Consider the following 26,416-nt stretch of genomic DNA (forward strand, 5'->3'; position numbering starts at 1 on the left):
ATGTGAACCAGATGTAAATCTCGCCGCTGGGCGCGCCGGCTGTCAGCAGGAGCCGCGATTGCTGCGTTGAACCATCACCATTCAACCAGCGAGGTTTGCCATGAACTCGCCCCATCACTCGAAATGGGCTCTCGCGGCCGCTTTGGCGGCCACGGCCATGCTGTCGGCCTGCTATGTCGTTCCCGCACGGCCCTATCGCGCCTACGACGACGGCTATGCCTACGGGCCGCCGGTGACGGTGGCGCCACCGCCCGCACAAGTCGAAGTGGTCGGTGTGGCGCCGTATCCTGGCGCGATCTGGATTGGCGGCTACTGGAGCTGGGTCGGCGGGCGTCACATCTGGATCCGCGGGCGCTGGGACGCACCGCGGCCAGGCTACCGCTGGGAGCCGCACATGTGGCAACGGCAGGGTCAGGCGTGGCGCGAAGCACCGGGCCGCTGGCGGCCCGTGAACTGACGGAAAGGCCCGAGTGATGCGCGCACGCATCACTTTCAGAGGACCCAACCTGTTCAACTGACCTTGGTCATATCTGCACGGCGCCAGCCCTCGGCGCCGTGTTTCGTGTTGGCGTTCAGCGGTGCCACCGCGGCATCTGATCTCGCTGCGCTCGGTGCGCGGCGCGAGCGTCGACTAAACTTGCAAGCTTGTCGCGATTTGCTCTGTCGTCGCGCCATGGCGGCCCGACGGCCCGATTCTTGATTCTCCGGACCCGCCCCCCACTGGTGCGCCGGGTTCCAGCCTCCAGGCGACGGCCGCATTCCGGCCGCCTGGGCCGTCAAGCCGAGCCCTGCGGCGAGCCTCATTTGCCGGCCACCATGCCCTCTGGGCCGGCGCCCCCCTCCGTTGGCCCCCTGTGCCCTCACGTGTCGCTACCGTGGGCGGCGCGCCGGCTGCTTCACTGATCCGCACCGAGGAAATTCTTTGGCGAAGGAAGAACTTATCGAAATGCACGGCAAGGTCGAAGACGTCTTGCCTGATTCGCGCTATCGCGTCGTCCTGGACAACGGCCACACCCTCGTGGCCTACACCGCCGGGAGAGTGCGGAAAAACCACATCCGCATCCTGGCCGGTGACCGCGTGTCGCTGGAGCTGTCGCCTTATGACCTCAGCAAGGGCCGGATCATCTTCCGGCACCTGGACCGTGGGCCCGCAAGGCCCGCCCCTGGGACAAGCCCTGCCCCGCGCCGCTGAACTCGCTGTTAACTTCGCGTGCCGGCGCATCGCAAGCGCCGGATCGCATATCCCCCACCAAGAAAGGGCCCCATGGGCAACAAACTCTACGTTGGCAACCTTGCCTACAGCATGCGCGATGAATCGCTGCAAGAAACTTTCGCCGAATTCGGCACCGTCACGTCGGCACGCGTCATGATGGACCGTGACACGGGTCGCTCCAAGGGCTTCGGCTTCGTCGAGATGTCTTCCGACCAGGAAGCCCAGGCTGCCATCCGTGCCATGCACGGCCAATCGGTCGGCGGCCGCGCACTCGTGGTCAATGAAGCGCGTCCGCGCGAAGAGCGCCCGGGCGGCTTCGGTGGCGGCGGCAGCCGTGGTGGCTACGGCGGCGGTGGCGGCTTCAATGGCGGTCAGAATGGCAACTATGGTGGTGGTGGTGGTAGCCGCCATGGCGGCTTCGGCGGCGGCCGCAGCAGCTACTGATCCCTGACAAACTCGCATGCATTTCAACGGGCCCTTCGGGGCCCGTTTTTCATGGTGCGGCGGCACGACCGGCCGTCAGGCAGACACCGGTCCCCGCGGCGCGGATCTCAGCCTCAGGGCCCGCGCCAGGCGGCCCCGCGGCGATTTGTTCACGGCCAGGGCACCTGTCAGCGCCTACGGCGTTGAATCTGCCGCACGGCGGGCCGATCAATAGGCTGAAGAATTCGTCAGCCTCCTTCCAGGCCCCTGCAGGCCCCGTCCGGCCTGTCCCGCCCCTTCCGCCCACCTGCCCATGCCCATGTCTGCCGCCAGCCGCCCTGCCGACGATCCCGCCGATGAACTGCGGGTGCTGCGCGAGGAAGTGCTGCGCCTTCGCGCTTTCAAACGTGACGTGGCGCACCAGATGGTCACCGCATCGTCCACGATGGCGCATCTGGCCGCACTCGGCGAGCTGGCCCTCCAACGGGGCGAGCCCGAACGGCTGTCGACCTTCCTGGGTCTGATGCGGGAAGAGGCGGCCTCGGCGAACGCGCTGGTCGACTGCCTCACGGCACTGGCCGAGCCCTCGGCCCCCGTGCACGATTGCGACGTGGTGTCACTGACGGCCTGCGTGGCCAAGGCCCAGCGCCAGTTGATCCTGGCAGGTCGGCATGAATCAACCGCTGCCACGCCGGTGGTGGTGGGTCACCTGCCCACGGTATGGGGCCACGAGGGCCTGCTGACGCAGCTGTTCGTCAACCTGATAGGCAACGCATTGAAGTTTTCGCGGCGCAACCCCAGTGGACGCGTCGAGATCTTTGCGCAGAAGCTGGGCGAGGAAGTCGCGGTCAGCGTGCAGGACAACGGGATCGGCTTCGAAGAGACACAAGCCGACCGGATGTTCGAGCCTTTCCACCGCAGCCATGGTTCTGCCTATCCCGGCCATGGGCTGGGCTTGGCCGCCGTTCGCACGATTGCCGAGCGGCACGGCGGCCGCGTCTGGGCCGAATCGCAACCCGGCCAGGGCGCTCGGTTTTCGGTGGCACTGCCGGTCTGTTCGCCGGCCGACCCGACGGGCTATGTGCCGCCCTGGGCTGACCGGCCACACGACGAATCTCAGTCCGACAACTTCATCGATCACGCGCGCCTGTCCGCCTGGTCCACCGCCTTCGTCGCCAGCCCGGACGAGGTTCGAGAGGCCGTTCGGCGCGTCGGATCGGACGTGCAAGGCATGGGCCGCTACCTGCTCGGCCTGCGGCCCGCCCTGGCACAGTGAGGGCGTGCCCGCGGCGCCTGGAAGGCCCGTGGAGCACAACCCCCTCGATCAGAGCCGCTCGAACACGGTGGCGATCCCCTGCCCGCCACCAATGCACATCGTGACCAGCGCGTAGCGCCCACCGGTGCGGTGCAGTTCGTAGATCGCCTTGGTGGCGATGAACGCACCTGAGCAGCCAATCGGATGGCCCAAGGCGATCGCGCCGCCGTTGGGGTTGGTCTTGGCCATGTCCAGCTCCAGGCCCCTGGCCACCGCAATCGCCTGGGCCGCGAAGGCTTCGTTGCTCTCGATCACATCCATCTGATCGAGCCGCAGGCCGGCCTTCTTCAGCGCCAGCTTCGATGCCGGGATCGGGCCCTCACCCATCACGTCGTTCGGTACGCCAGCCACACCGTAGCTCACCAACCGGGCGATGGGCTTGTGGCCGTGCGCAGCGGCGACAGCGGCATCGCCCAGCACGAAGAACGCCGCGCCATCGTTGATGCCCGAAGCGTTGCCGGCCGTCACCGTGCCGTCTTTCTTGAACGCCGGCTTCAGCTTGGCCAGCGATTCCATCGTGGTGCCGGCCTTCACGTACTCGTCGGTGTCGAAGACGACATCGCCCTTTTTCGTCTGCTTGACCACCGGCACGATCTGGCTCTTGAAGCGCCCCTCGGCAATCGCGGCGGCGGCGCGGCGCTGCGATTCGACCGCCAGCGCATCCTGCTCTTCGCGGCTGATGCCCCACTTGGCCGCCAGGTTCTCGGCGGTGACCCCCATGTGGCCCACACCGAAGGGGTCGGTCAGCGTGGCGACCATGCTGTCGATCAGCTTGGTGTCGCCCATGCGAGCGCCCGAGCGCATCGCCGCGCTGAGGTAGGCACCGCGGCTCATCACTTCCACGCCACCGCCCACGCCATAGTCGCAGTCACCCAGCAGAATGTTCTGCGCCGTGGTGACGATGCCCTGCAGACCGGACGAGCACAGGCGGTTCACCGCCATGGCCACCGAATCCATCGGCAACCCGGCCTGGATGGCGGCCACGCGGGCCACATAAGCGAAGCGGCTTTCTGTGGGGATGACGTTGCCCACCGTCACGTAGTTGATCGCCTTGGGGTCGACGCCCGAGCGCTCGACCGCCGCCTTCATCACGGTGCCGGCCAGCTCGGCCGGTTCCAGCTCGGCCAGCGCCCCACCAAAACTGCCGATTGCCGAACGCGCAGCGCCCAGCACCACCACATCACGAGTCGCAGCCATCTCAAGCTCCTTGTGTCAGAACGGACAGCCGTGATGATGCGCCAGCCGGGCGGCCCTGGGCCGCCCGGTGGTTGATGAAGCGCAAGTCGCGCGTCTGAAAACCGCTGGCGGTCAGCCGTCCAGCCGCCGGCAGTTGACCGGCAGGTACTGGTTCTCGAGATCGGTGCGGTCGCGGCCTTTCACCGTCATCTGGGGCGGCACTTTGCCGCCCGCGCACACCCAGGCCGGCGGCACCATCGGGGTGTCTTCCACCACCGCCGGGCGCAGCGTCAGCGTCTTGCCCTTGATGGTGCCGTTGGCGTCGTTGCCGAAGACGATGTGGATGGCGCCGTCTTCAACCGTCATGCTGGTGACGAAGTTGCCCACGATCTTGCCGGGGGGTGGCGCATCGGCCTCGGCGTTGTCGACCGGCAGCTCGCCGGAGGCTTTCCAGAACTGCGCAATGCGGCCCTTGAGCACCTCGTCGGCCAGCTTCGTGGCCTCGACCACCTGGCCTCGCACGATGCGATCCAGCATGGAGGGCACGGCCATCACGGCCAGGATCGCGATGATGGCCAGCACCACCACGATCTCGGTCAAGGTGAAGCCACGGTGCCGCGGTGAGCGGCGGGGCAAGGCGTTGGCGGTCACGTCGTGCATGGTTGGTGGTGGAAGCTGGCGAACTTTACGCGCTCGCCCAGCGCCCTCACGTCGAAGCAAGCAGATGGGCGCCCAGCGCCTCGGCCACCTCGATGCCATCGACGCCGGCCGACATGATGCCGCCCGCGTAGCCCGCCCCCTCACCGGCCGGGTACAGCCCGCGCACGTTGAGGCTCTGGTAATCCTTGCCCCGCGGGATGCGCAGGGGCGACGACGTGCGGGTTTCAACACCGGTGAGCACCGCGTCGGCCATCGAAAAGCCTCGGATCTGCTTCTCGAATGCCGGCAGGGCCTCGCGGATGGCGGCCAGTGCATAGTCCGGCAGGCTGCCGCGGCCCGGCTCGGCCAGGTCCGTGAGATGGACGCCCGGCTTGTACGACGGCAAGACACTGCCGAATTCCCGCGAGATGGCCGAGCCATGGCGGCCGGCGACGAAATCGCCAACCAGTGCCCCCGGGGCCATGTAGTCACCGCCGCCCAGCTCGAACGCGCGTGACTCCCAGATGCGCTGGAAGGCCATGCCATCGAGCGGCGACACCGGCCCGCTGACCAAGCCGTCTTGCCGATAGTCTTGCGGCGAGATGCCCACGACGATGCCGGCGTTGGCATTGCGTTCGGCCCGCGAGTACTGGCTCATGCCGTTGGTCACCACGCGGTTCGGCTCGGAGGTGGCGGCCACGACCGTGCCGCCGGGGCACATGCAGAAGCTGTAGACCGAGCGCCCGTTGCTCGCATGGTGAACGAGCTTGTAGTCGGCAGCACCCAACTCAGGGTGGCCAGCGTTCGGCCCGAAGCGCGCCTTGTCGATCAGGCTCTGGGGATGCTCGATGCGGTAGCCGATGGAAAACGGCTTGGCTTCCATGGCGACGCCGCGGCCGTGCAGCATCGTGAAGGTGTCGCGGGCACTGTGGCCCAGGGCCAGCACGACGTGGTCGGCGTCGAGCTGTTCGCCTCCTTCCAGCACCAGGCCGCGGATGGCACCGGCTTCGATCCGCACATCCACCACTTTTTGCTGGAAGCGGATCTCGCCACCCAGCGCCTCGATGTCGGCGCGCATTTTCTCGATCATGCTGACGAGACGGAAGGTGCCGATGTGAGGCTTGCTGACGAAGAGGATCTCTTCTGGCGCGCCGGCCTTGACGAATTCGGTGAGCACCTTGCGCGTCAGGTGACGCGGATCGCTGATCTGGCTGTAGAGCTTGCCGTCGCTGAAGGTGCCCGCCCCACCCTCGCCGAACTGCACGTTCGATTCGGGGTTGAGCACGCTCTTTCGCCACAGGCCCCAGGTGTCCTTGGTGCGTTCGCGCACCTGCTTGCCGCGCTCGAGGACGATCGGCTTGAGCCCCATCTGGGCGAGCACGAGCGCGGCGAACAGGCCGCAGGGGCCGAAGCCAACGACCACCGGCCGCGGCCTACCCGCGGCGTAGAAATCAGCCGGGGCCGCGCCGATGAGCTGGTAGCGGGTGTCCGGGCTGGGCCGGACATGGTTGTCGCCTTCGTGGCGGGACAACACCAGCGCCTCGTCCGCGCCCTCGGAAAGCTGGCAATCGACGGTGTAGATCCACACCATCGCGGTCTTCTTGCGCGCATCGTAGGCGCGGCGGAACACGGTGAAATCGGCCAGCTGGTCACTTCGCACCTTCAGCCGCGCAACAACAGCCGAGCGCAGAGCCTCGGGCGGATGATCGAGCGGCAGGCGAAGTTCGGTGATTCTGATCATGGAAACGAGGCCGCGACGCTGGCGACACCGGCACTCGATGAGGCCAGGCCCGCGGCCTGATGAGCGTCGATCGGCTCAAGTGGCTCGAAAGAGCTTGGTACTCCACCACGCGGGGCGGGTGCAGCGCCGCAGTCGGGCGTGGTGTGCGCGAAACCGGCACGGGCCGGCACGCAGCCCAAGCCCCCGGGAAACCGGGGGCATGAAGGCAAGGGGTCAGCCGCCCTTGTGGGGGCGCTTGCCCGGGTTCTTCTTGCTGCGGGTGTGCGAGCCGCGCTCCAGGCTCACGCGCTGGCCACGGCCGGGGGTGTAGTGCACGCCGGTGGCGGCGGGGGTGCTCGGGGTGGCCTTGCGGTCGGCTTCGGTACGGATCTTGTTGCCCATGATGGCTCCGATGGTCAGGGGTGGGAGGAAAGAGACAAAGGGCGAGATTATCAACGCTGGCGGCGCTACCATTTCGGGCACCCCATTCCACGCCTAGCAATTCTGGAGGACCTCATGGCCAAGGGCATCCAAACCGCCAACAAGATGACGAAGAAACCGAAGAAAGATGCACCGCAGGGCAAGGCAGCCGGCGCTGACCGTCCGGTGCCGCCGGTGACGGCCGTTCTGCCCAAGGGCAAGCTCAAGAACAAGCCAGCATAAAGCCGGGCTGAAGCCGGCAGAAGTCTGGCAAAGGGCCGACTTCAAGCCGCCCCCGGGGGGGCGCACGCAGCGCCCTCCCCTTCATTGACCTTCAAGCAGCGCGCGCAGATCCCGCTTTGCGGGTGCGCTGCCCGCGCCGCCTTGAGGCGCCGGCCCCTGGCATGCCGGCATGGGGCCGGGGCGCGCACCTTCAGGTCATGATCGACACCGTCTTCGTGACCAGGTACGGTTCCATCGCCTCGGGCCCGCCTTCGGAGCCGTAGCCCGAATCCTTCACGCCGCCGAACGGCAGCTCGGCCGTCGGCGCGGCGGGTTGGTTGATCCACAGCATGCCCACTTCGAGCCGCTGCGACAGCACGTGCGCCGTGCGGATCGAGCGAGTGAACGCGTAGCCGGCCAGGCCGAACGGCAGCCGGTTGGCTTCGGCGATCGCTTCGTCCAGCGAATCGAACGCCCGCACCGCCGCCACCGGCCCGAACGGCTCGTTGTTGAACACGTCGGCCTCCAGCGGCACATCCGTCAGCACGGTGGGCGCGAAGAAGTTGCCCGCGCTGCCGACCCGCTCGCCGCCGACCGCGACGGTGGCGCCCTTGGCGCGCGCATCCTCCACCACATGGGCCATCGCGGCGAGGCGGCGGGCGTTGGCCAGTGGCCCGATCGTCGTCCCTTCTGCCAGGCCATCGCCCAGCTTCAGGCCCGACGCGTGCTTGATCAGGGCCTGGGCGAACTCGTCCTTCAGGCTGCGGTGCACCAGGAAACGCGTGGGCGAAATGCAGACCTGGCCCGCATTGCGGAACTTGGCGCCACCGGCCGCCTTGACCGCCAGGGCCACATCGGCGTCTTCGGCAATGATCACCGGGGCGTGACCGCCCAGCTCCATGGTGACGCGCTTCATGTGGCGCCCCGCCAAGGCGGCCAGTTCCTTGCCCACAGGCGTCGAACCGGTGAAGGTGATCTTGCGGATCACGGGGTGCGCAATGAGGTAGCTCGAAATCTCGGCCGGGTTGCCGAACACCAGGCCGATCACGCCGGCCGGGATGCCCGCATCCACGAACGCTGCCAACAACGCGGCGGGTGACGCCGGCGTCTCCTCAGGCGCCTTCACGAGGAACGAGCAGCCCGTGGCGAGCGCCGCGCACAGCTTGCGCACCACCTGGTTGATCGGGAAGTTCCAAGGGGTGAACGCGGCGACCGGGCCCACCGGTTCTTTGAGCACCAGCTGCTGGGCGGCCAGATTGCGTGACGGCACGATGCGGCCATAGGTACGGCGGCCTTCTTCGGCAAACCACTCGATGATGTCGCAGCCGGCCAGCACCTCGATCCGGGCTTCGGCCAGGGGCTTGCCCTGCTCCTGCGTCATCAGGCGTGCCACCGCATCGGCACGCTCGCGCAGCAGGCCGGCCGCGCGGCGCATCACCGCCGAGCGCTCATGCGCAGACACATTCCGCCAAGTCTCGAAACCCTTTTTTGCCGCAGCGAGCGCGCGGTCCAGGTCTTCGATGCCCGCGTGGGCCACCTTGCCGATGGGCGAGCCGGTGGCGGGGTTCAGCACATCCAGCGTCTTGCCGCTGGCGGCATCCACCCATTCGTTGTCGATGAGCAGACGGATGTCGGGGTAGGAAGAGTTCGTCATGATGGGCTCGCAGGTCAACAAGGTCGCAGCCGACCATTGTCGATGCTTCGAGCCGGGCGCGTCGGACGAGCGCCCCGAATCCCCCCGGAACGGTCGTCCGGCGGCGAGCTTCAGGTGGCGAGCTTCAGATGGTGGGCTTCAGGCGAGCGCCACCGGGTCCAGGCGGCGGTGAGGCACCTTCACCAGATCTCGCTGGTACCAGCCTCGGCCCTGCACGATCGGGAAGTCCGCGGCAAAGCAGCCGTCCACCGAGATGATCTCCAGGTACATGTGGGGCGCGCCGCGCGGCCCCACCCGCTCGCACACATAGGCGAACAAGGACTCGGTTCGCTTCTCCGCCAGCAGGATGTCGAACAGCGCTCGTCGTCGGGCCGGATCGGCCAGCACCTGCGTGCCATCCACACCCCGCGAGCCGATGGGAATCCAGCAGGTGCCCAGCAACTCGCCGGGGATGACACTGTCCATCTCCAACGCGTAGATCTGCCCTTCGTTGCTCAAGCCCCGGCGCACACCCGTGCGCAAGGGCTCGAACAACTCTCGGAATGCGGCGTTGATGTCCGCCGATTCCATGAAGCGGTGTTGCCGGCGGCCCTGAGGGTCACCGAACCACGGAGCTGAGGCGTCGTCGCGAAAGTCCATGCGGCAGTCATCGGCGCCACGTCGCAGGTGTTGAGCCGCGGCGCCCTTTTACCGTTGCACTTCGCAACGTTTTACGCGCCGATGGCCTCTGTGGCGAGACGCCCCAAGGTACGAATGCCCTCGTCGAGCCGTTGACTCCAGCCATAGCCGCCACTGAGCCGAAGGCAACGTCCGTAACGACCGCTTGCCGAAAACACCACCCCGGGCGCAAAACAGATGCCGCGCTCGAGCGCAAGGGCGAAGAGCTGGCGCGTGTCGGCAGGCCGAGGCAGCTCAACCCACAGCACGAAGCCGCCGGCCGGGTCGGACACGGTCGTCCCCTCGGGAAACGACTGAGTCACTGCCTGGACCATCTGTTGCAGCGTGTGGCCGAACGCACGCCTCAGCCGACGCAGGTGGTGGTCGTAGCCACCCGACGCCAGATAGCTCGCCAACGCCACTTGAGGCAGTGCCGGGCTGCACAAGGTGGATGCCACCTTGGCCTCGACCAGGCGCGGCATCAGCCGCTCGCCCGCGGCCAACCATCCCACCCGATACCCTGGGGCCAAGGTCTTGGAGAACGAACTGCAGTAGACGACGGCCGCCCGGGGATCGAGCGCGACGAAGGGCCTCGGCCGAACGTCCGAGAAGGCGAGGTCGCCATAGATGTCGTCTTCGACCAGGGGCACGCGATGCCGGGCCAGCACCTTCAGCACCCGGCGCTTCGCGGCCTCGCTCATCGTGCAGCCCAGGGGATTGAGAAAGCTCGACGCCAACACGCAGGCCGCGAGGTGATGTCGCGCGCAGGCTTCTTCCAGCGCGTCCACGTCCACGCCGCTGCGAGCGTCGGTGGGCAGTTCCACCACCCTCAGCCCCAGCGATTGCAGCACCTGCAGCAAGCCGAAGTAGGTGGGCGACTCCACAGCCACCGTCTGGCCCGGTCGGGTCAGGGCCCGCAAGGCGAGTTGCAGCGCCTCGGTGCAGCCACAAGTGACCAGCAACTCGTCGACCGTCAGCGCATGCCCGTGGCGCAGGGCACGCCGGGCGATTTCGCTGCGCAACGTCGCGTCACCGCGTGGCGGCATGTAGGTGTTGAGCGCTTCGCCCCGCGTGCGGGCCGCGCGCGCGAGGCAACGATCGAGCGCACCAGAAGCCAGCAGGGCCGGGCTCGGTACGGCGCAGCCAAGCGGCACCAGGGCCGGGTCCGACGCATGCTCGATCAGCGTCAGCATCACGGCGGGCACCGCCACCTCCACCGGCCGGGACGGGGGCGCGGACGCCGGCGGCGCTGCGATGCGGCGCGCAGGGGGGCGCACATAAAACCCGGATTGCGGCCGTGCCTCGATCAGACCGCGGTCCTCGAGCAGGCGATAGGCCTGCATGGCAGTGCTGAGGCTGGCCCGGTGCTGACGGCTCACCTCGCGCAGCGATGGCAGACGCGCGCCGGGCGGCAGCGTACCGCGTTCGATCAATCCGGCGACGAACCGGGCCAGGTCTTCGTAGCGAAAGCCAGCATCAGCGTCTCGAGGCATACGCCAACTGTACTGGTTGATTCTTCAGAAAACTGTCGCTGTTACTGCCGCGCAGAGGGCGACAACATGCCAACCACCCAACGCTTCTGCCCCACCATGAGCCGCTTTCCCCCCAACGACATCATCCACCTCGTCGGCGACGCGCCGCGCTTCGATCTGGCCGAGAGCCTGGGGCCCGATCTGCGGCTGGGCGACTTGCTCGGGGGCCCATCCGGAGACGGAGCCTTGCCGCGGCTGTCCGACCTGCCGCTGGGCTATGGCACCGCCGCCGGTGATGCGGCGCTGCGCCACGAGATCGCCCTGGCCCACGGTGTCACCGCCGATGACGTGGTCGTCACCACTGGCGGCATGCAAGCCCTCTTCACCGTCGCCTTCACGCTGTGCGATGCCCAGGCTGAAGCGGTGGCCGCGACACCGTTGTTCCCGCTGGCGCTCAACGCGCTCGTGGCCGTCGGAGCGACCGTTCGGCACTGGCCGCTGTCGTTCGATCACGGCTACCAGCCGGACCTCGAGCGCCTGGTCGACCTGCTGTCGCCCAGCACCCGCCTGGTCAGTATGGCCTCGCCCCAGAACCCGTCAGGCGTTGCCATCCCGATGGCCACGCTGCAAGAGATCGTCCACCTCGTCGAGAGGCATGCACCGCAGGCCCACGTGTTGATCGACGAAACCTACCGCCAGGCCAGCTACGGCGCCGCCGCGGCGCCCACCGCGCTGGCGCTGGGGCCTCGGGTCATCTCGACGGGGTCCTTGTCCAAGTGCCACGGTGCGCCGGGGCTGCGCATTGGCTGGGCGATCACACGCGACGCCCCGCTGCGGCAGCAATTGGTGACAGCGAAGTTCAACACCGCCGTCTCCTGCGGCCGCCTGGACGAGGCGCTGGCCCTGCACCTGCTGCGGCGCAGCCCCACCCTGCTGGCCGAACGAGCGGCGTCATTGGCGGCGAACCTGGACGTGGTGGCCCGCTGGGCCCGGCGCGAGGCCGAATGGATCGACTGGATACGCCCGGATGCCGGAGCGCTGTGCTGCGTGCGGCTGAAGCCGGGGGTCTTCGACGACGCGGCGGTCGAGCGTTTTCACGCCGCTTTGCCCGCGCATGAGGTGCGGGTGGGCGATGGACGCTGGTTCGGTGAATCGGCTCGCGTCTTCCGGCTCGGGTTTGGCTTGTTGACACCTGCCACCCTCGCCGAGGCGCTGAACGCCGTGGCGGCCTCGTGGCGCGCAGCCCTGGCCGGCGCGTGATCAGATCAACGCACTGGTGAGCGCCGTCTGGTCCCGGAGCAACTGGGTCGCCCCTTCGGCGGGGCCCGGACGCGAATGCAGGAAGCCCTGCACCACGTCGCATGACCAGCCACGCAGCAACGCTTCCTGATCCGCGGTTTCCACCCCTTCGGCCGTCACCGACAGCCCCAGGCAGTGCGCCAGCTCGATCACCGTGCGAACGATGGCATCGCCATTGCCATCCGAGCCCAGTTGATTGACGAAGGAACGATCGATCTTCAGCCTGTTCAGCGGGAAGCGGCGCAGGTACGACAGGCTGGCATAGCCGGTACCGAAATCGTCGATGGCCAACTGCAGGCCCATCTCGCGCAGCGCATGCAGCACCGCGATGCTCGACTCGGCGTCGTTCATCACGCTCGTCTCGGTGATCTCCAGCTCGATCTGTGCCGGGTTCACGCCGGTTTCACGCAAGGTGTCACGCACGGTGGCGAGGAAATCGGGGTGGCTGAACTGCCGTGGAGAAATGTTGACCGCCACCTTCGGCGATCCGAGACCCGCGTCCGCCCAGGCCTTGGCCTGCGTGCAGGCCTGCCGCAGCACCCAGGTGCCGATGCGGACGATGAGCCCGGTCTCTTCTGCCAGCGGAATGAAGGTGGCGGGCGACACCATCTTCGACCCGTCACGCCAGCGCAACAGCGCTTCGAAACCACAGAAACGGTCGTCGCGCACATCGCGCAAGCCTTGGTAGAACAGCTCGAACTCGCGGTGCTCCAGGGCCTTGACCATGCGCGCTTCCATGTGGAGCTTGTCGCGATGGCTTTCGCCAATGCGCACGTCGTACACGACATGGGTATTGCCGGGCTCGGCATGGGTCTGCAGCTTGGCCAACTCCGCCAGCCGGGCCACCTCGAGCGCGGTGTTGGCATCTTTCGGGTACTGCGCCGCCCCCAGGCCGATCGACACCACCAGATCCTGGTTGCCGATCTCGAACGGCGCCTCCATCGCCAGGGCCAGCGCTTCGAGCAGCTGCTTCAGGCTGAGCTCATCGTCGGTCATGCGCACGATGGCGCCGAAAGTCACCCCGTCGATGCGGTAGAGCCTGCCACCGTGCCGGCCCACCACCTGGTTCAATCGCGTGGCGATCTGGCACAGCAGCAGGTCGCCCAGCTGGTGGCCCACGCTGCCCACGATGTTGCCGAACTGCTTGACCGACAAGCTAACGCAGCAATAGTGCTCATTGACCAGGGCCTCGGTGTGCACCTCCATCGCACGTCGGTTGAACAGGCCCGTCACGGGGTCGTGCAGGCTGGCGTGCTCCAACGACTGGTTGGTCTCAGCCAGGCGCCGGTTCGATTCTCGCGAACGCAGGTACAGGCGCCAGGCCACGATGCCCCCGGCCCCCATCGCGCCGGCCAGCAGCAGTACCAAGGTGCGCTCGATGGCGCGGCGCCTGATCTCGGCCGCTTGCAGCGCGTTGTCGTGCTGCAGCTGTTCCATCTGTCTCTGGCGCTGCTGGTAACTCGATTCGCGTTGCAGGGCGATCAAGGTGCTGAGCCGGTCCCGGCGTGACAGCTCGGTCTCCAGCAGCAGCGATTCACGCAAGCGAACCCAGCTTTCGCTGGTCTCGCCGCGGCGCTCCAACGCGGCCACATAACGATTCAACTGCACGAGCAGTTCAGCGTCGCGGGCGCGCTGCTCCAGCATCGCCAGCCCGGTGCTGGCCGACTTCATGCCGGCCTGGACCCGACCGATTCCGAGATCCGCCAGCCCCTGGTTGATCAACGCATGCCCGATGGCGTAGTCGTCACGCCTTGCGCGCGCCTGCTCGTTCGCGCGCAGCGCCAGGTCACGCGCCGCACTGAAATTGCCCACGCTCAGGTGCAAGGCCGACAGGCTCAACAGTGCATCGAGCTCGGTGCTCAGCCAGCCTTCGCCGCCGGCCTGTGAATTCACGACCTCGCTCGCGGGCACCTGCGGTCGCGGAATGGCCTCGGCCTCTTGCCGGGCACGCGCGGCGCGCGGCAAGTCACCGAGGGCTTCCGCGGTCAGCGCCTCCATCACCCAGCCTGCGGCGACCAGAGATCGGTCGTGGGCTCGTTGCGCCAGTTCGCGCACGCGCATGGACACCCCCAGCGCCTTGGCCACCTCGCCACGAACAATGCGCAAGGGCACCAGCGCCAGCAGGGCCTGGGATTCACGCCGATCGTTGCGCCCTTCGCGCGCCGCCGCCACGGCGTCTTCGAACGACCGGATCGCTTCGTCGACCTGGCCGTTGGCCTGCGCGAGATCGCCGGCCGTCATGTAGACCCAATAGCGCAGGTCCACTCCCCGCACATCCTTGACCAGCGGAACCGCGCTTTCAATCCAGCCGAACGCGGCACGCACCTGCCCGGCCACCTGCAACGACGTGGCCTTCAGCGCATACGCCGAGGCCAACGCAGCGGCGTTGCCGGTGCGCTCGCCCAGGTCGGTGAGTTCCTCGATCGCCGCATCGGCCATCGCGGGCTTGTCGGTGGCCGCATGGGCATAGCCCCAGGCAGCCAGGAAGATGCGCAGGTCATCGCCCTGGCTGGCCCGGGCCTGCGCCTCCAGCGGCCGCAGCAGCTCGATCACCTGGCCCGGTGTTCCCCCGTGCTCCGCCTCGATTGCCAACACCTGATCGCCGATCGGGCCCGCCCAGGCAGAGCAGCCCCAGGCCACGGCCCAGGCCGCGAGCACACGGGCGGCCGCGGGCGCCGTCCACATCGGGCGCCAGGAGGCGGGCAACAGTAACGCGTAGCGAGGGCAGTCCACGACGGGTTATCGACGACACCCGGCGAAGCTGAAGCCGACAGGGCCGGCAACTCTTCACACCGCGCGTCCAGGGCGGGATTCACCCGCCTCGGCTCCTGCAGACGCACCAAGTTTGTGATTTGCTCCATCGAAATGGGGGTGTCGAAGTCACAAAGCACATTGACCTGCCGAAAAAGAGTGCGTCCCGTTCCTGTTGACGCTGCCATGCTCTTTCGACTTGATTCCATGAAACTCTCACGCCGGCTGGCACTCGGCTTTTGCATCGTGCTGTCACTGGTCGTCGGCATCGCGGCGCTCAGCATGTTGTCCCTGAAGCAACTCGACGCTTCAGCCTCTGAAATCGCCCAGGCGCTGGACCAGGCCTCGATGGCGGATCGCTGGCAAGGCCTCACCCAGCTCAACGTGACACGAACGCTCGCCCTGGCCAAATCGGGCAACGATGCGCAGATGAAATCGTTCTTCGCGCCACAAATGAAGAAGACCTCGGCGGAGATCACCGAGGTTCAAAAAGAGCTCGAAGGGCTCGCCACCTCGGATGACACCAAAGCCCAGTTCGAAGACATCGCTGCCAAGCGCAAGCGCTACATCGCGACGCGCGATCAGGTCTTCAAGCTGCTGGATGACAAAGACCCATCCGCCGCCACCATGATCGAGAACGACCTGATGCCGCAGGCGAACGGCTACGTCGCCGCGGTGGCGGCCTTCGAACAAAGCCAACGCCGCGCCGCCGACGCGGTCATCGAGGCCAGCCATCTGCAGGCCGCACGCGCGCGTCAGGCCACGCTGGCGCTCGCCGCACTGTGCTTGATGGCCGGCGGGCTGTGCGCCTGGCTCATCACCCGCTCGGTGGTCCGCCCGCTGCACTTGGCGGTGAATGCCGTCGGCAGCATCGCCGAAGGCGATCTGAGCCGCTCGATCCCGGTGTCCGGCCAGGATGAACTGGCGACGTTGCTCTCGTCTCTGCGCCAGATGCAGGACAGTCTGCGCGGGTTGGTCGGCAATGTCCGCTCGTCCACCGACTCGATCGAGGTGGCCAGCAGCGAGGTGGCGGTGGGCAGCCAGGATCTGTCGACCCGCACCGAGCGATCGGCCGCCAGCATCCAGGAAACGGCGTCGTCGATGGAGCAGATTGCGGGCACCGTGCAACAAACCGCGGAGGCCGCACGCAGCGCCGACGAACTGGCGACGCAGGCCACCCAGGCCGCGGGCGCGGGCAGCGAGGTGGTCACGCGGCTGATGACGACGATGGACCGCATCACCACCCACTCAGCCAAGATCGGCGACATCATCGGGGTGATCAACGGGATCGCCTTCCAGACCAACATCCTGGCGCTGAATGCGGCCGTGGAAGCCGCGCGGGCGGGCGAGCAGGGTCGTGGCTTTGCCGTGGTGGCCAGCGAGGTGCGCAGCCTGGCGCAGCGCTCGGCCGAAGCCGCGAGCGAAATCAAGACACTCATCGGCGCATCGACCGAGGCGGTGGCCGACGGGGCACGCCTCGTCAAGGATGCGACCGCCTCGATGGCCGAGATCGATCAATCGGTCAAGCGTGTCACCGAGGTCATCGATGCGATCCGCATGGCCTCGAACGAGCAATCTGAAGGTGTGAGCCAGGTGAACATGGCTGTCACCCAGCTCGACCAGACCACGCAGCAGAACGCCGCCTTGGTCGAAGAGACCGCCGCCGCGGCCGACAGCCTGAAAGACCAGGCCCGGCGTCTGGCCCAGGCGGTGTCGGTCTTCCGGCTGGAGGCCGCGGCCGGCGCCCCGCAGCACTGAGCAACGGCCAGAGGCCGTTGCGCGCCGGCCTGTTCAGCGGGCCAGGTTCAGCGGGCAAGGTGCGGCGCCAGCCAGCGCATCTGCGGCTTCTCGCGGCCGTCGGCATGCGGCTCGAGCGACATGAAGTAGTCGCCCCACCGCGGCCCGCCCGCCCACCACAGCCAGCCCGACCAGACGTCGGCATTCGCCTCCAGGTGCTTCAACGCCCCTTCGACGGCCCGGGCACAAACGGCGTTGTCACCGGCGCCGATCTCGCCCAGCACCGCGCGGTGGCCGGTCTGGCGCAGCCAATCGGTGAAACCCTTCAGCCGCTCGACGCCGATGGTGGGGCTGACACACTGGGTCTTGGTGCCCGAGCCGTCCTCATCGAAGTACTGGTGCACTTCGTAGATCAGCCGGCCTGCCGGGTCTTTGACCCGGCCCATCACCTCGGCATTCGGGGTGCCGTACCACTTCTGCTGCCAGGTCCAGGCGCCGGTCCAGCCGTTGCCAGGCACGGTGATGGTGTTGAGCGCGCCCGTGGCGCGGATGGCGTCGACGGCGGCTTGGGCGGCATCCGCCCAGGTCTCGGTGGGCAGGCTGTGCGGCTCGTTCACCAGGCCAAAGACGACGCGCGGGTTGTCCTTGAACTGCAGGGCCAGGCGCCGCCAGAAATCGGCGAACGCCGCCGCGGGCACCTCGGGCGAGCCGATCTTCTTGTCGCGGTAGGCGGCGTAGTTGTGCGGGTCGAGCATAACCCACAGCCCGCGGGCGGTGGTGCCATCGACAAACTCGCGCAGTCGCGCCAGCTCGGCGGCATCCAGCTCGCCGTTCAGGCGCTGCTGCAGCCGCTCCCACCGGAAGGCGATGCGCATCAGGTTCATGCCCTGGGCCTGGTAGTAGGCGGTGCTGGCCACGCTGGGATAGATGTAGTCCTTCAGGTACTCGCCGGGCAGGTTCTGTTCACCCCACTCGGCGCTGGACAGGCTGATGCCGCGCCACTCCAGGCGCCCCGTGGTGGCGGCCGCGGCCGGGGAAGGCGCCGCCGTGCGTGTGGGAGCCTGGGCACAGCCGGCCAGGACGGCAGCAGCCACGAGAGTGGCCACCAGGCCAAGGCGGGGGCGTCGAAGGTTCAAGGGGTGTCTCCTTTGTTCTCGGTGGTGGATCACGGGGTCGAATGCGGCGTTGCGCGCCCGGGCAGCACGCCCAGGGCGCTCAGCACGTCCTGGCAGGCGCCCATCGTGTGGTAATCGGTCTTGCCCGCCGGGCTCTTCTCGTCGGTGATCTTCTGGTTGGCGGGTGAGAGGATTCGGTACCAGGCGCCATGCGCGTGGTCGACGAAATGCGCCCACGCATACGCCCAGAGGCGGTCGTACCAGGCCCAGTACGCCGATTCGCCGGTGCGCACCGCCAGCCACGCGGCGGCGGCCAGGCTCTCGGCCTGGACCCAGAAGTACTTGTCGCCATCGCACACCGTGCCGTCGGGTGCGAATCCGTAGACCAGCCCGCCGTGCTGCGCATCCCAACCGTGCCGCATGGCGGCATCGAACAGCGACTGCGCGGTGGGGCACAGCCAGGCGGGCGCCGCGTGGCCCATGCGCCGCTCCAGTTGCAGCAGCAGCTTGGCCCATTCGGTGAGGTGGCCGGTCTGGAAGCCCCACGGGCGGAAGATGTTGGTGCGGTCGTGTCGGTTGTAGTCCCAGTCGGGCGTCCAGTCGGCGTGGTAGTGCTCCCAGATCAGGCCGCCCGCCTTCTCGGCCTGGCGCCGGGTGATGGCATCGGCCAGCATCAGCGCACGATCCAGGTAGCGCCACTCCCCGGTGCTGGCATGGGCGGCCAGCATCGCCTCGCAGGCATGCATGTTGGCGTTCTGGCCGCGGTAGGGGCTCAGTTGCCAATCCGGCGAAGCCTCGTCGGCGTAGAGCCCATCAGCGGGCTGCCAGAAGCGCCGCTCCATCAGCGCGAAGGTGTCGGCCACGCCTTCGCCGGCGCCAGGCACGCCGGCCTCGGCCGCATGGGCGTGGGCCAGCAACACGAAGGCCAGCCCATAGCAGTGCTGGGTGCCATCCATCAACGTGGCGCGGCCCTCGTGCCAATCGATCTGCCAGGCATAGCCGCCCTGCGGCTGGGCATGCGCTTCCCGCACAAACGCCAGCGCGTGGGCCACGGGCTCGATCGGCTCACCGAACCAGCGCCAGGCCAGCGCATGGTTGAAGACGAACCGGGTGCTGCTGACGAGGTGGCGCGTGCGCTGGTCATAGACCTGGCCGTCGTCCTTGAAGAAGTGGAAGCATCCGCCGCTGGGATCGATGCCGCGCGGCGCGTAGAAATCCAGCGTGTGGCGCATGTGGGCCAGCAGCGCCGAGGGGCTGCGCATGTCGGGCGTGGTCATCAACGGAGCACCTTGTCTCGGAGGAAAGCCACCAGCTCGTCGGCCATCTGCTCGTGCACATCGATGCGCGGATGGGCCCAGCTGAAGGCCTGGAAGGTGTAGGTCCACACGCGGCGGTCACCCTCGGCCTGCAGCGCCTGCACGGCGGCCGCCAGCGCCTGAGGGATGGCCGGCTGCTCGCGCCAGGCTGGCATGCCACCGATCAACAGCACCAGCCTGGCCGAGGGGTAGCGCTGGCGCAGCTGGCGCACGAAGCGCAGGTAGCGCTCGGCAAAGTCGGCGGCGAAGGGCTCACCGCGCGAGGCAGGAAAGCCGTGGTCGTTCTGGCCCAGGTTCACCAGCACCACGTCGGGCGGCTTCGGTCCCGGTGGCGACACCGCCGCGTCGGTGCGAGGCGCGACACGGTCCCACACCTGCGGCATCAGCGTATCGCCCCAGGTGCGCGTGATGCCGATGCCGCTGACCGCGATGCCCACGTAGTCGGCCCCCAGGCGGCGCGCGGTGATCGCCCCGTAGGCGCGGGTGCCGTCATGGGTGGAGAGGTCTTCGTACTGGTCGTCCGCGATGTCGCCGTTGCAAGCGCCAGCGGTGATGGAATCGCCGTAGAACTCCAGCGTCAGCGGCCGGGCTGGCGGCGGGGCCAGCAGGTGCCCCCCGGTGCCCAGCAGCACCCCATGAAACACCGCCTCGGCCATCGCACCCTCGGTGCGCTTGACGATGCGCAGCGTGTGCTCGCCCGGGGCCAGCCGCTGGTTCAACCGCCAATCGGCCGTGCCGGATCCGACAGCAGTGAGGGCCAGCACCTGTGGCTGCCCATCGATCTCGACGGTGAAGTGGCTGAGCCCCCCGCGGCTGGGCGTGAACCGCAGCGCCAGCTGGGTGCCGACGAAGCGTGCACGCCACTCCAGCCCACTCCACGCAGCCAGGCGAGCGCCGTCGGCCTCTTCGCCGGCGCGCCCGGTGACCCGCCAGAGCGCATCAGCCGCCCGCGTGAGGCGCCAGGCCGGCGCAGGCAACAGCGCGCGCTCGCGCACAAAGGCTGAAGGCTGCAGCGCGGGCGGGTACAGGCCGGCCCCCATGATGGCCAGCAGGCTGGCCGAGCGGCCACTACCGGCCCACTCGTCGCGCCGCATCCGCACATGCAGCAGATGGGCGCCCGGCAGCAGGCCTCGGCCCACCACGGTGTAGCGCCAGCCCAGATAGCCTTGACGCTCGGGCACCTGGCCACGGATCGTCACCGGCGGGCCGTCGTCGACCCACGCTTCCAGGTTGCGGAAATGCTCACTCTCGGCATGGAACACGGCGATCTCGCGGCCCCAGACGAGGAACGTGGCCTCGGCATCGTCGGCCGTGGTGCTCCAACCGGGTTGCTGTCCACCCGGATGCCGGGCCCATTCCGGATGCACTGGCCCGCCCCGGACAAAGCCGCGATGGGTGGACGGCTTGAGCGCCTCGCCCGACCATTGGCGGATGAACTCGTGCTCGCGCCCATAGAGCGGCACGGGCAGTGCGACGGCCCCCGAGGGTGTGCCCACGCGGGCGCGAGCGGCTTCGTCCAGCGCCTGCCACACCGCGGTGGCGATCATGTCGTGGCCCGCCTGGTTCGGGTGGACGGGCTCGTCGTACAGCCGTTCCCAGCGGTCTTCGCCGGCGTCCACGCGTTGCTGCATCCAGCGCCCGAAGTCGACCGCTGTCACGCCGTAGTGACGGGCCAGCCGAGCCTGCACCTCCACCGCCTCGCGATCGCGCTGGCCTTGCAGGCTCAGCAGCAATGCCACCACCGCCGGAGGCTTGGGCGCCGACAACAGGCGCCGCAACAAGGCCTCGTAGCTGCTGCCGCGCACGGCGGGATCCAGCGCCAGGTCGTTGACGCCGAACTCGACCACCACCAGATCGGGCTCGGCGTCCAGCACATGGGGCTGCAGGCGTTGCCCACCCACGGCCGAGTCGGTGCCGCTGACCCCGGCGTTGACGAAGCGGACCGTGCCGCGCTGGCCCAGGCGCGCGGCCAGTTGAGCCGCCCAACCTCGGTCGCCCGGTGGCTGCGCGGCATAGCCGGTGGTGATGGAGCCGCCGATCGTCGCGAGGGTGAAGGGTTGGCCGGCGTCCAGCCGTTTCAAGGCCGCCTGCAACCGTGCATCGGTCGCCGAAGCCCCGGTAGCCGCAGCCCCGGTAGCCGCAGCCCCGTTGGCCGCCAAAGAGATCGTGATCGCGCCCGCCATCGCTCCTATCCAGTGTCTCAGTGTGGTCATGCCTCGGTGTCTTCGTTGCGCCACAGCCACCGGTACAGGTCGCAGCGCGCCAGCAGCTCGGCGTGGCTTCCCTGGTCGACGATGCGCCCGGCGTCCATCACGACCAGCCGGTCGGCGTTCATCACGGTCTTCAGGCGGTGGGCGATGATCAGCGTCGAGCGCTGGCCGCGGCCGCGTTCAAGGGCCGCCAGCACCGTCCGCTCGCTGCGCCCGTCCAACGCGCTGGTCGGCTCATCGAGCACCAGAAGGCGCGGCCGGCGCAACAACGCCCGCGCCAGTGCCAGCCGTTGGCGCTCGCCGCCGGACAGGCGGTGGCCGTGGTGCCCAAGCGGCGCATCCAGGCCCTCGGGCAACTGGCGCACGAAGCCGTCGCAACCGGTCTCGACCAGCACCTCCCACAGGGCCTCGTCACCGACATCGCCCAAGCCGAAGACGAGGTTGTCACGCACCGAGCCGTCACCCAGCATCGCGTCTTGCGGCACCCAGGCGACACGACGTCGCCAGGCCTGGGGCGCCAGGGCCGACAGCGGCACCTGATCGATCAGGATGCGGCCGCCCTGCGGTTCCAGCAGCCCGCAGGCCAGCATCGCCAAGGTGGTCTTGCCCGAGCCGCTCGGGCCCACCAACGCCACCGTCTGGCCGGCCTCCAGCACCAGCGAAACGCCGCGCACCCCTGCCGTGGCCGAGCCCGATCCATGGACCAGGCTCACCTCTTCGAAGCTGACCCGGCCGCTCAGGCCGTCGGGCCGCTCCCGGCCCAGCGGCTGCACCGGGGCATCGCGAAGCAGCAGGTCGAGCGAGCGGATGGCCTCGACGCCCCGGTGGATCTGAGGCACGAGGTTGGCCAGGCCCAGCACCGAGTTGGTCAACGAGGTGAAGAAGCCGGACAGCAGCACCACGTCGCCCAGCGTTAAGCCCGCCCATCCCGCGGTATAGAGGCCCGCGGCGGCAAACAGGCACAAGGCGTTCGTGCCCTGGAAACCCACCCAGGCCAGCGCGCCGAAGCGACCGCCCGCCTGGTCCATCGCCAGGCCGGTGCGCGCGGCCTCGTTGATGTGGCCATCCATGCGCTCCAGCTGTTCCGGCTCCAGCCCGTGGGCCCGGGTGATGGGCAGCAGCCGCGTCATCTCCGCGGCGCTGTTGCCGAGCGCCTCGACCGCTTCCCGGTGGCTGCGCTGAGCCTCGCCCAGGCGCTGCCGGGTGAACCAGACCAGCGCCGCGGCCAGCGGCACCGTGCAGAGAAACAGCCAGAGGAACTGCGGCGCACGCCAGGCAGTCACCGCCAGCGCCACGGCGATCGCACTGCCACAGCCCAGCACGCCATCGGCCAGCGCCAGCGTGAGCTGGCCGATCGATTCCACGTCCCGCAGCAGCTTGGTTTGCAGCGCCGCAGGCGATTGGCGCCACCACCACGGCATCGACAACACCAGCAGGCGCTGTGCGAGGGCCATGCGCAACGATGCCTCCACATGGCGCACCACCTGGCTGACGAGGCGCACGTAGAGACGATGGTTCGGCAGGTTCTGCGCGATGAGCAGCCCCGTGCCGATGGCCCAGGCGATCAAGGTGCTGGCCGGCGCGTGCGAGGCCAGCATGTCGACGGTGAGGCCGGTGATCACCGGCAGCAGCACGGCCGGGCTGTGCTTGACGAGGTACACGAGTGCGGCCAGCGTGAGCCGCGGTCGCTGGCCGATGAACAGGCGCCCGTAGGCCCGCAAGGCGCCGAGGGTCGTATCCGTGGGCGCTGAGAACGCCGCCAGCGTCGGGTTGCCGGCGTCGGGTGACGGGCCGGCCACCGGCACGGCGGCTGAAGAGATCGACGAGGCGTTCACCGACATGCTCAACCCTTGGTGGCACCAGCGGTGAGGCCGTCCACGAACTGGCGCTGCAACAGCAGGAATGCCACCACCGCCGGCAGCGAGGCGAGCAGCGAGCCCGCCATCAACACGGCCGCGGTCTGGGGCGCGAAAGTGAGGTTGCCGGCCATCTTGCCCAGCTCCAACGGCAGCGTCATGTACTGGGCGTCGTTGATCACCAGCAACGGCCAGAGGAAGTTGTTCCACTCGCCGATCGCCACAGGAATGCCAATCGCCGCGAGCGAAGGCCGCAGCAAGGGCAGCACCACGCTCCACCACGTCCGCAGCGTGCCGGCACCGTCCATCGTGGCGGCGTCGATCAGCTCGTCAGGGATCGACACGATCGCCTGCCGGAAATAGAACACGACATGGGCCTTGGCCAGGCCCGGCACCAGCAGCGCCGCGTAGCTGTTGATCCAGCCCAGCTTCGCGACCGTGACGAAGTTGGGCACGATGGTCACCTCCCACGGCACCATCATGCTCAGCAGGAGCAGGTTGAACAGCCATCGGCTGCCGGGGAACGGCCGCTTGGCCAGCACGAACGCGACGAACGATGCCGCCAGCAGGCTGACCGCCGTGACGAACACCGTGACAAGCAGACTGTTCAGGTAGAAGCGAGCGAAGCCGTGGCCATCCACATTCACCTGGGAGACACCGGCCTGCTTCTGCGGATCGGCCGAGCTGTCGACCCAATCAGGGTTGTGGAAGCTCTTCAGCGTGGGCTCTTCCACCCAGTAGGTGGGCGGCTTGCGCACCAGCTCGGACACGGTCTTGAACGAGCCGGTCAGCATCCAGTAGTACGGCAGCAGCATGCTCGCGACCAGCAGCCACAGCGGCCACTTCGCCACCGCCAGCCAGCGTGAGGAAGGCACATCCACGCTCATCGGCGCGTCTCCGACAGGCCACCCAGGCGCAAGTTCAGCCAGGTGAGCACGAACAACAACGTCGTGAGGACCCACGCGGCCGCCGAGGCCAGGCCCAGATCGAGCTGCCGAAAGCCGAAGTCGAACAGGTAGGTCACCAGCATCAACGCCGAGTCGAGCGGGCCGCCGATGTTGTCGACCGTGCCGAACAGCAGATACGGTTCATAGAACACCTGGAACGACGCGATCATGCCGGTGACCAGCACATAGAGCAGCGTCGGTCGCAGCATGGGCAAGGTCACGTAGCGCAGCCTCTGCCAGCGCGTGGCCCCATCGAGGGTGGCGGCCTCGTAGAGGTGACCCGGGATGGAGCGCATGCCCGCGACGAACAGGATGGTGTTGTAGCCCACCACCGACCACACGCCCACCATCACCAGGATCACCATGCTCCAGGTGGGATCCCCCAGGAAGCGCACCGGCTCCCATCCCAACCAGCCCCTGACGCTGTTGAACAGGCCATAGGGCTCGGAGTTCGCCATCCACTTCCACGCCGAGATCGCACCCACGCCGCCCGCCACCGAAGGCAGCAGCAGCACCAGCCGCACGATCTGATGCCGCCGCGACTGGCTGCCGAACGACAGGGCCAGCAGCAGGCCGAGCACCACGGCGATCACCGACACCGACGCCATGTAGGTGAAGGTGTTGCGCAGCGCCGTCCAGAAGCGCTCGTCCGCGGCGAGGTCTTCGTAGTTGCGCCACCCCACCCAGACCGGCGCTGCCGTCGCGTGGTATTCGGTGAAGCTCAGCCAGGCCGAGCGCAGCACCGGCCAGGCGACGAACACGGCGAACAGGCCGAAGAACGGCGCCACCAGCAGAACTTGGGCGCCGTGGCGTGCCCATGCGCGCCGCCACGAGTGGTGCCACGAGGGTCGAACGGAGGCGAGGTGGTCCTGCATCAAAGGGCCCTGGATCTGCATCAGCGCGCCACCAAGGGCCGATTGAGAATCGCCGCGGCGCGTGTCAACTCGGTCTGTGGGTCGGCGCCGCTCAGCACCACGCGCTGCACGGCACGCGTGACCGCGTAGTCGAGCCGCATCCAGCCTGGGCAGTTCGGCGGGCCCTCGGCGTCCTGCAACTGGGCGAGCATCGCCTGCTTGCGGTCTTCCGGCAGCGGCAAGCCGGCGATCTGGTCTTGCCGCCCGGCCGGCAACCACATCAGGCCGAGGCCCAGGGCAGATTCGGCCATCTGCCGCGACACCTGCGGGCGGTAGACGGTGCGCATGAACTCGAGCGCCAGATCGATGTGCGGCGAGAAGGTGGTGACCCCCATCGCCGTTCCGCCCAGCAAGGCGGTGCGGCGGCCGGTATCGCTGGCCGGCAACGGCGCGGCCGCCCACTTGCCCACCAGTTGCTTGTGCATGACGTCCAGCTGAGACACCTGCCAGGTGCCCGACTGCATCAGCGGGTAGCTGCCGTTCTCCAGCCCGCCATCGGCGTCGGGCCACGAATCGGTGGGTGCCTTCAGCAGGCGGTAGATCGACGCGTAGTAGGTCAGCGCCTTGACGGCCTCGGGGCTGTCCACCTCCGAACGCGTACACCCCGCGTCGTAGATGGCGCCCCCGGCCTGCCGCAGATAGGGGTAGAAGCCCACCCAGGTGGTGTTGCCCCATTGCTGGGCAAAGCCGCGCGTGCCCTTGGCCTGCAAAGACTGAACTGTCGAGGTGAACTCAGCCCACGTGGCGGGTGCGCGCGGCAGCAGGTCCGTCCGGTAGAACTGCAGCTGCACGTGCATGTCGAACGGTGCCGCGAAGATGGCGCCATCGGGCCGCCGCACCGCCCGCAAGGCACCGGGGTTGGCATGCTGGGCCAGCAACTGCACGATGTCGGGCGCTCGCCGCGCCAGATCGACCAAGCCGCCCTTCTGCCCGAGATCGATCGCATAGGTGGTGCTGCCGGTGATCACGTCCGGCCCGCGGCCGCTGGCCAAGGCGGCGGAGTATTTCGTCATCGCGTCGGCCCACGGCACATCGCGCACCTCCACCTCGACGCCCGGGTGCTCGGCCTTGAACGTCGTGACCGCCGCTTGCAGCAGCCGCGGCGTCTTGTCGTCCCCCACCATCCACACCACCAGCCGGCGCGCCGGCGGTTGTGCGTGCGCCAAAGCCGGCCACCCCATCCCGAGCCCGAGCAGCGCCATGGCCACGGGCCCGGCAACCAGGCAAGCCGCCATCCAGGCGGCCAGGGTGCAGGGGCGGGTTCGCATCTGTTTTCTGTTGTTTAGTAAACATCTCGATTATCTGCACCACACGAAACAGTGCAAGCCGTCGCAACAGTCTCTACGCCTAGAGTTATCCC

22 protein-coding genes are annotated in these 26,416 nt (G+C 68.2%); 7 read left to right on the forward strand and 15 right to left on the reverse strand.

Annotated features, from left to right (window positions below; all coding sequences use genetic code 11):
• Positions 1-100 precede the first annotated feature (100 nt).
• The 4 genes from AACH06_RS10315 to AACH06_RS10330 all read left to right on the forward strand — a co-directional run bounded on the left by AACH06_RS10315 (position 101) and on the right by AACH06_RS10330 (position 2,912).
• A complete protein-coding gene (locus AACH06_RS10315) occupies positions 101-457 on the forward strand; it encodes a hypothetical protein (protein ID WP_341425586.1) in 357 nt (118 codons plus the stop codon).
• A gap of 465 nt (positions 458-922) precedes the next feature.
• Complete coding sequence (infA, locus tag AACH06_RS10320; RefSeq protein WP_341425587.1) at positions 923-1,192, forward strand: translation initiation factor IF-1; 270 nt, start codon at positions 923-925, stop codon at positions 1,190-1,192.
• A gap of 72 nt (positions 1,193-1,264) precedes the next feature.
• On the forward strand, positions 1,265-1,657 hold the full coding sequence (locus tag AACH06_RS10325; protein WP_341425588.1) for an RNA recognition motif domain-containing protein: 393 nt from the start codon (positions 1,265-1,267) through the stop codon (positions 1,655-1,657).
• A 292-nt stretch (positions 1,658-1,949) separates the two neighbouring features.
• Positions 1,950-2,912 (forward strand): sensor histidine kinase, encoded by a 963-nt coding sequence (locus AACH06_RS10330; protein ID WP_341425589.1) that lies wholly within the window; start codon positions 1,950-1,952, stop codon positions 2,910-2,912.
• 48 nt (positions 2,913-2,960) lie between these two features.
• Here AACH06_RS10330 and AACH06_RS10335 read toward each other — a convergent pair whose 3' ends face one another.
• The 4 genes from AACH06_RS10335 to AACH06_RS10350 all read right to left on the reverse strand — a co-directional run bounded on the left by AACH06_RS10335 (position 2,961) and on the right by AACH06_RS10350 (position 6,888).
• A complete protein-coding gene (locus AACH06_RS10335) occupies positions 2,961-4,148 on the reverse strand; it encodes an acetyl-CoA C-acyltransferase family protein (protein ID WP_341425590.1) in 1,188 nt (395 codons plus the stop codon).
• 111 nt (positions 4,149-4,259) lie between these two features.
• Positions 4,260-4,787: a pilin gene (locus tag AACH06_RS10340; RefSeq protein ID WP_341425592.1), complete on the reverse strand. Its 528-nt coding sequence runs from the start codon at positions 4,785-4,787 to the stop codon at positions 4,260-4,262.
• A gap of 46 nt (positions 4,788-4,833) precedes the next feature.
• Complete coding sequence (locus AACH06_RS10345) at positions 4,834-6,507, reverse strand: NAD(P)/FAD-dependent oxidoreductase (protein ID WP_341425593.1); 1,674 nt, start codon at positions 6,505-6,507, stop codon at positions 4,834-4,836.
• A gap of 213 nt (positions 6,508-6,720) precedes the next feature.
• The gene (locus AACH06_RS10350) at positions 6,721-6,888 is read right to left on the reverse strand and encodes a hypothetical protein (protein WP_341425594.1); all 168 of its coding nucleotides are present in this window, start codon (positions 6,886-6,888) and stop codon (positions 6,721-6,723) included.
• A 114-nt stretch (positions 6,889-7,002) separates the two neighbouring features.
• Here AACH06_RS10350 and AACH06_RS10355 point away from each other — a divergent pair, with 114 nt between their 5' ends.
• On the forward strand, positions 7,003-7,149 hold the full coding sequence (locus AACH06_RS10355) for a hypothetical protein (RefSeq protein WP_341425595.1): 147 nt from the start codon (positions 7,003-7,005) through the stop codon (positions 7,147-7,149).
• 190 nt (positions 7,150-7,339) lie between these two features.
• Here AACH06_RS10355 and AACH06_RS10360 read toward each other — a convergent pair whose 3' ends face one another.
• The 3 genes from AACH06_RS10360 to AACH06_RS10370 form a co-directional block, all read right to left on the reverse strand.
• Entirely contained in the window at positions 7,340-8,782 is a 1,443-nt protein-coding gene (locus AACH06_RS10360; RefSeq protein WP_341425596.1) for an NAD-dependent succinate-semialdehyde dehydrogenase, read from the reverse strand.
• A 138-nt stretch (positions 8,783-8,920) separates the two neighbouring features.
• Positions 8,921-9,421: a hypothetical protein gene (locus AACH06_RS10365; protein WP_341425597.1), complete on the reverse strand. Its 501-nt coding sequence runs from the start codon at positions 9,419-9,421 to the stop codon at positions 8,921-8,923.
• Positions 9,422-9,492: 71 nt separating this feature from the next.
• On the reverse strand, positions 9,493-10,932 hold the full coding sequence (locus tag AACH06_RS10370; RefSeq protein ID WP_341425598.1) for an aminotransferase-like domain-containing protein: 1,440 nt from the start codon (positions 10,930-10,932) through the stop codon (positions 9,493-9,495).
• Positions 10,933-11,028: 96 nt separating this feature from the next.
• On the opposite strand from AACH06_RS10370, the gene AACH06_RS10375 reads away from it, so the two are divergent.
• A complete protein-coding gene (locus AACH06_RS10375) occupies positions 11,029-12,171 on the forward strand; it encodes a pyridoxal phosphate-dependent aminotransferase (protein ID WP_341425599.1) in 1,143 nt (380 codons plus the stop codon).
• On the opposite strand, the gene AACH06_RS10380 is transcribed toward AACH06_RS10375, so the two are convergent.
• Positions 12,172-14,916, reverse strand: a complete 2,745-nt coding sequence (locus AACH06_RS10380) for a putative bifunctional diguanylate cyclase/phosphodiesterase (protein ID WP_341425600.1) — start codon at positions 14,914-14,916, stop codon at positions 12,172-12,174.
• 252 nt (positions 14,917-15,168) lie between these two features.
• Between AACH06_RS10380 and AACH06_RS10385 the strand changes: the two genes are divergently transcribed.
• Positions 15,169-16,719, forward strand: a complete 1,551-nt coding sequence (locus AACH06_RS10385; protein ID WP_341425601.1) for a methyl-accepting chemotaxis protein — start codon at positions 15,169-15,171, stop codon at positions 16,717-16,719.
• 47 nt (positions 16,720-16,766) lie between these two features.
• Here AACH06_RS10385 and AACH06_RS10390 read toward each other — a convergent pair whose 3' ends face one another.
• Genes AACH06_RS10390 through AACH06_RS10420 form a run of 7 tightly spaced genes read right to left on the reverse strand, consistent with a single transcriptional unit; the run spans position 16,767 to position 26,324 of the window.
• Positions 16,767-17,834 (reverse strand): glycoside hydrolase family 5 protein, encoded by a 1,068-nt coding sequence (locus tag AACH06_RS10390; RefSeq protein WP_341425602.1) that lies wholly within the window; start codon positions 17,832-17,834, stop codon positions 16,767-16,769.
• A 29-nt stretch (positions 17,835-17,863) separates the two neighbouring features.
• Positions 17,864-19,090 carry an AGE family epimerase/isomerase gene (locus AACH06_RS10395; protein WP_341425603.1) on the reverse strand — a complete coding sequence of 409 codons (1,227 nt, stop codon included), beginning with the start codon at positions 19,088-19,090 and terminating at the stop codon, positions 17,864-17,866.
• On the reverse strand, positions 19,090-21,342 hold the full coding sequence (locus AACH06_RS10400; RefSeq protein ID WP_341425604.1) for a GDSL-type esterase/lipase family protein: 2,253 nt from the start codon (positions 21,340-21,342) through the stop codon (positions 19,090-19,092). The genes AACH06_RS10395 and AACH06_RS10400 overlap by 1 nt, the downstream gene beginning before the upstream one ends.
• The gene (locus tag AACH06_RS10405) at positions 21,339-23,180 is read right to left on the reverse strand and encodes an ABC transporter ATP-binding protein (RefSeq protein ID WP_341425605.1); all 1,842 of its coding nucleotides are present in this window, start codon (positions 23,178-23,180) and stop codon (positions 21,339-21,341) included. The genes AACH06_RS10400 and AACH06_RS10405 overlap by 4 nt, the downstream gene beginning before the upstream one ends.
• A gap of 2 nt (positions 23,181-23,182) precedes the next feature.
• Positions 23,183-24,082: a carbohydrate ABC transporter permease gene (locus AACH06_RS10410; protein WP_341425606.1), complete on the reverse strand. Its 900-nt coding sequence runs from the start codon at positions 24,080-24,082 to the stop codon at positions 23,183-23,185.
• Positions 24,079-25,038, reverse strand: coding sequence for a carbohydrate ABC transporter permease (locus AACH06_RS10415; RefSeq protein ID WP_341425607.1), 960 nt, complete (start codon positions 25,036-25,038; stop codon positions 24,079-24,081). Before AACH06_RS10415 ends, AACH06_RS10410 begins: the two co-directional genes overlap by 4 nt.
• Positions 25,038-26,324, reverse strand: coding sequence for an extracellular solute-binding protein (locus AACH06_RS10420; RefSeq protein WP_341425608.1), 1,287 nt, complete (start codon positions 26,322-26,324; stop codon positions 25,038-25,040). The genes AACH06_RS10415 and AACH06_RS10420 overlap by 1 nt, the downstream gene beginning before the upstream one ends.
• Positions 26,325-26,416: the final 92 nt, after the last annotated feature.

It is taken from the genome of Ideonella lacteola (assembly GCF_038066555.1).
Classification (GTDB): domain Bacteria; phylum Pseudomonadota; class Gammaproteobacteria; order Burkholderiales; family Burkholderiaceae_C; genus Ideonella; species Ideonella lacteola.

Excerpts from the sequence above, each read along its gene's own strand:
- AACH06_RS10315 (WP_341425586.1), top strand. The coding sequence starts at position 101 with ATGAACTCGCCCCATCACTCGAAATGGGCTCTCGCGGCCGCTTTGGCG.
- AACH06_RS10325 (WP_341425588.1), top strand. The coding sequence starts at position 1,265 with ATGGGCAACAAACTCTACGTTGGCAACCTTGCCTACAGCATGCGCGAT.
- AACH06_RS10330 (WP_341425589.1), top strand. The coding sequence starts at position 1,950 with ATGCCCATGTCTGCCGCCAGCCGCCCTGCCGACGATCCCGCCGATGAA.
- AACH06_RS10335 (WP_341425590.1), bottom strand. The coding sequence starts at position 4,148 with ATGGCTGCGACTCGTGATGTGGTGGTGCTGGGCGCTGCGCGTTCGGCA.
- AACH06_RS10340 (WP_341425592.1), bottom strand. The coding sequence starts at position 4,787 with ATGCACGACGTGACCGCCAACGCCTTGCCCCGCCGCTCACCGCGGCAC.
- AACH06_RS10345 (WP_341425593.1), bottom strand. The coding sequence starts at position 6,507 with ATGATCAGAATCACCGAACTTCGCCTGCCGCTCGATCATCCGCCCGAG.
- AACH06_RS10350 (WP_341425594.1), bottom strand. The coding sequence starts at position 6,888 with ATGGGCAACAAGATCCGTACCGAAGCCGACCGCAAGGCCACCCCGAGC.
- AACH06_RS10355 (WP_341425595.1), top strand. The coding sequence starts at position 7,003 with ATGGCCAAGGGCATCCAAACCGCCAACAAGATGACGAAGAAACCGAAG.
- AACH06_RS10360 (WP_341425596.1), bottom strand. The coding sequence starts at position 8,782 with ATGACGAACTCTTCCTACCCCGACATCCGTCTGCTCATCGACAACGAA.
- AACH06_RS10365 (WP_341425597.1), bottom strand. The coding sequence starts at position 9,421 with ATGGACTTTCGCGACGACGCCTCAGCTCCGTGGTTCGGTGACCCTCAG.
- AACH06_RS10370 (WP_341425598.1), bottom strand. The coding sequence starts at position 10,932 with ATGCCTCGAGACGCTGATGCTGGCTTTCGCTACGAAGACCTGGCCCGG.
- AACH06_RS10375 (WP_341425599.1), top strand. The coding sequence starts at position 11,029 with ATGAGCCGCTTTCCCCCCAACGACATCATCCACCTCGTCGGCGACGCG.
- AACH06_RS10385 (WP_341425601.1), top strand. The coding sequence starts at position 15,169 with ATGAAACTCTCACGCCGGCTGGCACTCGGCTTTTGCATCGTGCTGTCA.
- AACH06_RS10395 (WP_341425603.1), bottom strand. The coding sequence starts at position 19,090 with ATGACCACGCCCGACATGCGCAGCCCCTCGGCGCTGCTGGCCCACATG.
- AACH06_RS10400 (WP_341425604.1), bottom strand. The coding sequence starts at position 21,342 with ATGACCACACTGAGACACTGGATAGGAGCGATGGCGGGCGCGATCACG.
- AACH06_RS10405 (WP_341425605.1), bottom strand. The coding sequence starts at position 23,180 with ATGTCGGTGAACGCCTCGTCGATCTCTTCAGCCGCCGTGCCGGTGGCC.
- AACH06_RS10410 (WP_341425606.1), bottom strand. The coding sequence starts at position 24,082 with ATGAGCGTGGATGTGCCTTCCTCACGCTGGCTGGCGGTGGCGAAGTGG.
- AACH06_RS10415 (WP_341425607.1), bottom strand. The coding sequence starts at position 25,038 with ATGCAGATCCAGGGCCCTTTGATGCAGGACCACCTCGCCTCCGTTCGA.
- AACH06_RS10420 (WP_341425608.1), bottom strand. The coding sequence starts at position 26,324 with ATGCGAACCCGCCCCTGCACCCTGGCCGCCTGGATGGCGGCTTGCCTG.